Annotated in this window: 10 protein-coding genes; 4 read left to right on the forward strand and 6 right to left on the reverse strand. The window is 42.4% G+C overall.

Annotated elements, in window-relative coordinates:
- The 4 genes from ICN40_RS11145 to ICN40_RS11160 form a co-directional block, all read left to right on the forward strand.
- A partial coding sequence (locus ICN40_RS11145) for an IS3 family transposase (protein WP_216123889.1) occupies nucleotides 1–96 on the forward strand: 96 nt, incomplete at its 5' end.
- Nucleotides 97–265: 169 nt separating this feature from the next.
- Entirely contained in the window at nucleotides 266–589 is a 324-nt protein-coding gene (locus ICN40_RS11150; protein WP_072582000.1) for a type II toxin-antitoxin system RelE/ParE family toxin, read from the forward strand.
- Nucleotides 586–897 carry a helix-turn-helix domain-containing protein gene (locus ICN40_RS11155; RefSeq protein WP_370623372.1) on the forward strand — a complete coding sequence of 104 codons (312 nt, stop codon included), beginning with the start codon at nucleotides 586–588 and terminating at the stop codon, nucleotides 895–897. Before ICN40_RS11150 ends, ICN40_RS11155 begins: the two co-directional genes overlap by 4 nt.
- A gap of 103 nt (nucleotides 898–1,000) precedes the next feature.
- Entirely contained in the window at nucleotides 1,001–1,348 is a 348-nt protein-coding gene (locus ICN40_RS11160) for a DUF3024 domain-containing protein (protein ID WP_072582001.1), read from the forward strand.
- A gap of 467 nt (nucleotides 1,349–1,815) precedes the next feature.
- Here ICN40_RS11160 and ICN40_RS11165 read toward each other — a convergent pair whose 3' ends face one another.
- From ICN40_RS11165 to ICN40_RS11190, 6 genes are all read right to left on the reverse strand, one after another.
- Nucleotides 1,816–2,313, reverse strand: a complete 498-nt coding sequence (locus tag ICN40_RS11165) for a hypothetical protein (protein ID WP_216244017.1) — start codon at nucleotides 2,311–2,313, stop codon at nucleotides 1,816–1,818.
- 2 nt (nucleotides 2,314–2,315) lie between these two features.
- Nucleotides 2,316–2,819: a hypothetical protein gene (locus ICN40_RS11170; RefSeq protein WP_216244018.1), complete on the reverse strand. Its 504-nt coding sequence runs from the start codon at nucleotides 2,817–2,819 to the stop codon at nucleotides 2,316–2,318.
- 229 nt (nucleotides 2,820–3,048) lie between these two features.
- On the reverse strand, nucleotides 3,049–3,327 hold the full coding sequence (locus tag ICN40_RS11175; RefSeq protein ID WP_216244019.1) for a hypothetical protein: 279 nt from the start codon (nucleotides 3,325–3,327) through the stop codon (nucleotides 3,049–3,051).
- 328 nt (nucleotides 3,328–3,655) lie between these two features.
- Nucleotides 3,656–4,846, reverse strand: a complete 1,191-nt coding sequence (locus ICN40_RS11180; protein ID WP_072582005.1) for an MFS transporter — start codon at nucleotides 4,844–4,846, stop codon at nucleotides 3,656–3,658.
- Nucleotides 4,847–4,943: 97 nt separating this feature from the next.
- A complete protein-coding gene (locus tag ICN40_RS11185) occupies nucleotides 4,944–6,221 on the reverse strand; it encodes an MFS transporter (protein ID WP_216244020.1) in 1,278 nt (425 codons plus the stop codon).
- A 133-nt stretch (nucleotides 6,222–6,354) separates the two neighbouring features.
- Nucleotides 6,355–6,452, reverse strand: a 98-nt coding sequence (locus tag ICN40_RS11190; RefSeq protein WP_216241321.1) for an IS3 family transposase, incomplete at its 5' end; no start/stop codon positions are given.

Here is a 6,452-nt window from a genome sequence, read left to right on the forward strand (position 1 = left end):
GAATATATCCACTACTACAACCATGATCGGATCAAACAAAAACTAAAGGGATTAAGCCCGGTGCAATACCGAACTCAATCCCTCGTGCTAACCTAACTAAACTGTCCAACTTTTGGGGGTCAGTTCACGAAGGTGGTTTTGGTCTTTCTTGGTGGCCCGGGGCGGAATAGACCAGGACCTAGGATGTTTAATTCCGCCTCTAGACTGTTGCTTTAAAAGACAATTTACTCTTGCTCAATGTTAACAAATTTGTTAACATACACGGATGAGCTATTCCATCCTTTATTACAGCGAGCAGGTTCAAGAAGACATTATGAATCTTCCCGACACGCTTCAAGCTCGCTATATTGGATTGACCACTCGAATGATTGAGCATGGGCCGAATTTAGGCTTGCCTCATACGGATTCATTTGGCGGCGGCTTATTTGAATTAAGACTTAAAGGGGCTGAAGGTATCGCCCGAGTTTTCTTTTGTACGATGGTGGAGAAAGAAATAGTGATGCTCCATAGCTTTATTAAGAAGACTCAAAAGACGCCTGAGAAAGAATTAAAGATTGCGAAAGCACGTATGAAGGAGTGGAAAAAATGACAACACAGAAGAAAACAAAAATGCTTACCCATAAACAAATGATAAGCAAAATGCTTAAAAAGCCAGCTGTAAAAGCCGCAGTCAAAGAACTTGATCGCACTGAATTTGCTATTCTTGATGAGATTCTTACGGCAAGGAAAGAGGCTGGATTAACGCAAGCTCAAGTGGCAAAAAAGATGGGAACGCAAACCCCAGCTATTGCTAGATTAGAAAGCTCTTTGGCTACCGGCAAACATTCCCCAAGCCTAACTACCCTAAGAAAGTATGCGGCGGCCTTGGGCAAGAGAGTTGAGCTTCATTTAGTCTGAGGACGTCTATATCCACTGTAATCATTTCACCCATAATTCATAATAGCTATGTTTGAAATAAAATTGATTGATCAGTTTTACTTTCTGGGACAACTAATCAGATATGGCATTTAGCATTGAACAGCTAGGGGATATTGACTATTTGGTCGGGCAGTGGTGTCTGCTTCTGGCTCCACTTGAAATCAAAAAAGATCTTGATTACGATTACGAAATCGATGGCCAGACTGTAAGTGTTTTTGAAGTTCGCCCTTTGTGGCGTGGAAAACCAGGAGAGTTAACTCGACGACCGTTTGTAAAATTTCGGTATATACAGTCTGAGGCTCTGTGGCATATTTATTGGATGCGAGCCAGCGGAAAATGGCAAGCCTATGAGCCAAATCCAATCTCAAAAGATCTCAATGAGGCACTACAAGTTATTGATGCCGATCAATATGGCTGTTTCTTTGGATAACAAGCTTGGGTTAGTCACACTAGTTGCATTGCCTTGACTATTAGCTACTCCAGAATAAAAAACAAGATTTATAGTGTCGATGCTAACTTTCAAATGAAAAAAGAGAGCTACTCTTCCCATGGGAATCGCTCACGACTTAACTCCTCCATAATTTCACTCTTGCTCTTAGCGGCTTTTGTTAAGCGGTTGGTGCCATACTTTGCCCAATGAGCTTGGTCAGCATGAATTTCAGCTAACTCTTTTTTAGAGTCTTCAGCTAATTACGCATTACGGTGAAAAGAACCACTCATAATTATTTAAACGGGCCGCCTTTAGTTAACCAAAAATGCCACCTAAAATATTTTCAATACACCACTAATTCGCGCTGATTATCTACATCAATAAATTGACTGGCCGACTGACCGACCGAGTCTTCCGTTCGCCTGTGCTTGGATTTAAGGTATCTTAAAACGTGGGCTAAAAAATAATTACTTTGGAGTGCAAAGCATCTTATGGATAAGTATCGAGATAGTCTTCTTGTAGGCCCCTTTTTGGTCGATATGAAAATCAGACACATCTGTTAGCGCCAGAAGAATTCCACCATCAGCCGTTGGGAAGAAGTTTCCCTCTCGACCATCATCAATAAAGATCACATTCTTATCCGTAATGCCGCTTCCGTAGGCGTGAAAATATTTAGACAGAATTTTCTTCTCAGCAAATTTATTGCCTTTTAAGCTATCAGGTAGCTTAATATTGGGTGGTAAATTTTTAAGGGTGCTGTCAAAGACGATAACATTATCGTTAAATTTAATTAACCAGTCGGCAGTCGATGCTCTAATTTGGCAAGCATTGTCAAAGCAATCAACTATCTCGATACCTTTGCAATTAAGAACGGGGTATTTCTCCCATAGTGCTTTTGAGGCAGAATCCTGCGCCAATGCATTTAGCGAAAAGAGTATGGTGAGGAGAGTGAGTAATTTTTTCATATTCAATCTTTTGCCAACTCCATCGTAAAGGTTCCATTATCTGAGCCAGCCTCATCTTGATTGATTGATTTGTCGACCATACTGCCAAGCACCCCAAAAAGTGCCCCTATATCATGACTAATTCTTCTGGAAATAGCGAATTTGTAAGTTTTGTGCGCCTCAAATTCAAATGAACGGGAGTATTCTCCGGTCGACATCCGAGCATCCAGCTTTAATAAGTGTTTTCCAGCGCTCGTCATTACAGTGCATTCTTCACTACTAGCTAGAGCACAGTATTGCTCGCCATCAACAAAGACTTTTGCATCATAAACAACCATTCCCGACTCCCTTTGAAAAACCAGGGTTACATTTCCTTCACCTTTTTTAGAGGTCGACTTATCTGCTGCAGGCGCTGGCTGCTCCAAATTCTGAGATTGCGCTTCGGAAGTCGAGTTAGTTTGCGCCTGAGCGCCTAGCGCAAGCAGGTAAATACATATTCCCGCCATGAAAAGAAGTATATTTCTCATGTAATATTCCTTTAAAGAGTTATAAGTAATATTACAACGACAAAATGACCTCGGCCGATAAATCAAGATTTAATAGGAAGCCATGAGAAATCGCCTCAAACAAGGAAATTTTCTGGGTTGTATTTGTATTTCAATACTTCTCGCTGGTTGCATGTCAATGCCAAAGCCGCCGGACAAAAGCATTGAGGACGCCAACTCTCTTCAAAAGCAAATGGCCCTGCAATTAACTTCAAAGGATATGAATGGGGCAATGACTTCGCTTGAGAACTATTTCATCTTGAATCTCAACTGCCCCTCCATTAACCTCAGTCTCATGAATACCCCACTCCGGCTTGAGATGAGCGCCTGACAATTGCTCTATGACATCTAGCCAAGCAAGATTAGATTTATGGAGTTCCGTATTAATAAATGGGTTGGCCGCACTATTTAAAGTAGCCCGCACAATCCTGAGAGATTGACGCATTGGTCGAATACTGGAAGCAATTGTGTTTTGCAAAAGGTATAGCATGCCCATCCCTTAGCTAAGAGTTTGAACCCTGATAGTTATCCTTAGATATGACAACTTGATTACAAGCTGTTTAATCTCGTTTTAAACGACATTACAAGCAGTGATGGCAAATAAGCGTCGCTTAAATCGACGGTTAACCAACGCAGGGATGACAAATCCCCAATAAATAAAGCGTCCTTTTAAAGGACAGTTCATGATGGGGGGATGTGAACGGCAACTGTAAACCATGTGGTCGGTACCGGATGTAAACCATGTGTCCGGTACGGACCAGGGGTTCTTGGTGGCCTGAGGCGGAATCGACCAAGCCTAAAGATATCCAATCCTAGCTCTAGACTTGTAATCTTCTAAAGACTTTTTTCAAACCCAAAGTCAGCGGTAGCACCATTAATACTGAGCCAGCAATTAGGGCAATAGTATTAGGGACTCCCAGCCTATCGCCGACAAAACCATAAACAAGGGGTGAAATAGCACCAGAACCAATTGTTACTGTATAAAACACTCCAAATGCTCTTGATCGCATGTGCGGTGGAACTAACTCGGGGACAGTTCCATAAAGCCCAGAGGATGTTCCATTTAAGGCAACACCAACTAATGGCAGCATCAACATAACAACATCAACATTTAGCGGCAAGGTTAAAGCCATCAGAATAGACGTAGCAATCTCTGTTATTAAAGTGGTTTTGATTACGCCAAATCGAGCTGCGATAAACCCGCAAACAAATTTACCTGCGGCGCCACCAGCAAAAGTTAAACTCAGCGCAAAGCCTACCTGCGTGACTGTGGCGCCTTTAGACATTAATAAAAAAGGTAGTAGTGTTAGAAACCCCATACGAGTAGCGCTATCGATAGCAGCAATTGACGATAAAGAAATAAAGCCTAGATTAAGAAAGTTGCTGCCTGCACCTTTTCCGCTTGTATCACTTGATGCCTTATTTAACTGGGTCTTAGAGTGATTGGTAACTGTTGTTTTAGGTAGAACAACTGCTAAGAACATTACAGCCAACAATCCCAAGAGCCCCATCACGCTGGTTACGGTATGCCAATCCCAGACTGCCAATAAAGCCGCACAGAGTGATGGCAATAACACCTTCCCTATATCGCCAGAAAAGTTATATGTGCTCAGAGCACCCCTTAATTCCGAGCCTTCAAAAGCATGGGAAGTTAATGAGGAGGAGAGGGGGTGTTGAACACTTGCGCCAATACCACTAAGAATTAAACAGGCCGCCAAACCTAAAAAACTGGTAGTCCAACCAGACAATAAAAACCCAATTGCCGCAATCAGAGTGCCGAATAGCAATAGGCGTTTTTCACCGACCTTTTCTGACAACATGCTTGATGGAACTTGTAAGGAAGCCATCGCCCCCGAATATAAAGTCTTTAAAGAGCCAACTTCAGCAAGCGATAGACCAAATGCCATTTGCCAAATGGGAAACATGACATACAGTAGGTCGGTATATCCATCATGAAGAATATGGGCACCACAACAAGACCCCAGGATTCTTTTCTTGAGCGCTTTCATAACAACAATGTAACTGAGGTCTAATGAAAAAACCACCCGAAGGTGGTTTTGGTGTTTTTTGGTGGCCCGGGGCGGGGTTGACCAGGGCCCAGGATGCCTAATCCTTAGCCTTCACTATTCCCCTATAAATCAGAGCTGTAGCAACTAGGCCCATTCCACCAGCCATGGCCATCCAATAACCGGGTGATGCTTTATCCCCTGTGGTTTCAATTAACCAAGTTGAGACCAATGGCGTGAAACCGCCAAACAATGCCGTAGCTAAACTATAGGCCAATGAAAACCCAGTGGTTCTAATTTGAATTGGAATAATTTCTGTGAGCGCAACAATAGTAGCGCCGTTATAACTGCCGTATAAAAATGATAGCCATAACTCAACGGCAAGCATATTTTCAAAGCTTGGATTCACTACCAACCAATTAAGCACTGGATAAGCAGTAAATAAAGCCAAGCCAGAAAACAATGCCATGATTGGCCAGCGACCAATTTTGTCTGATAGGGCACCCATCACAGGCAACCAAAAGAAGTTGGATAGGCCAACAAACAGGGTAATGATTAAGCTATCAACAATAGAAAGCTTCATCACACTCTTGCCAAATGTTGGCGTGTAAACCGTAATCAAATAGAAGGATACGGTTGTCATCACAATCAACATCATTCCAGCAATCACCAACTGCCAGTTAACGGTTAATGACTTAATAATTTCTTTGAAGGTTGGGTGATGTTTCTTAGCGAGGAACTCTTCTGTTTCCTGTAGCGAACGGCGAATCTGGAAAACGATTGGAATAATCATACAGCCGATAAAAAATGGAATGCGCCATGCCCAATCGGCGATGATTTCTTTGCTTAAGGTTTCATTCAAAATGAAGCCAAGTGCCGCAGAAAAAATGATGGCAACTTGTTGGCTGGCTGATTGCCAGCTGACATAAAAGCCCTTGTGTCCTGGCGTTGCCATCTCAGATAAATAGACAGATACACCACCGAGCTCAACGCCCGCCGAGAAACCTTGTAACAAACGCCCAATCAAAACTAAGAATGGAGCAAGCAAACCAATCGTTGCGTAACTTGGAATAAAAGCCACCATTGCTGTGCCAGTGGCCATAATGCCAAGGGTCAGCACAAGGCCTTTACGACGGCCAATGCGGTCTATATATCCACCCAAGAAAATAGCGCCCAATGGACGCATTAAAAATCCGGCACCGAAAGTCGCAAAAGTCAGCATCAAAGATGCGTATTCACTGTCAGATGGGAAAAATGCCTTTGAAATATATGTGGCATAAAAGCCAAATAAAAAGAAGTCATACATCTCAATAAAGTTTCCGCTTGTAACGCGAAATACTGTTGAGACCTTAGACTGGGGTTTAGCTATAGCGGTCATTTCAGCCCTTGCTTTGTGTGAATTAGTTACAAAGAGGAATATACAGACTATTAAAAGACATCAGGGAAACCACCAAGATAGGAACAGAAAAAACCACCCGAATGAACTGACCCCATAAAGTTGGACAGTTTAATTAGCTTACCAGAAGGGATTGAGTTCGGTAATTTACCGGACTTAATCCCTTTAGTTTTTGCTTGATTCGATCATGGTTGTAGTAATGGATGTATTCAC

The organism is Polynucleobacter sp. Fuers-14 (genome assembly GCF_018882045.1).
Taxonomy (GTDB): domain Bacteria; phylum Pseudomonadota; class Gammaproteobacteria; order Burkholderiales; family Burkholderiaceae; genus Polynucleobacter.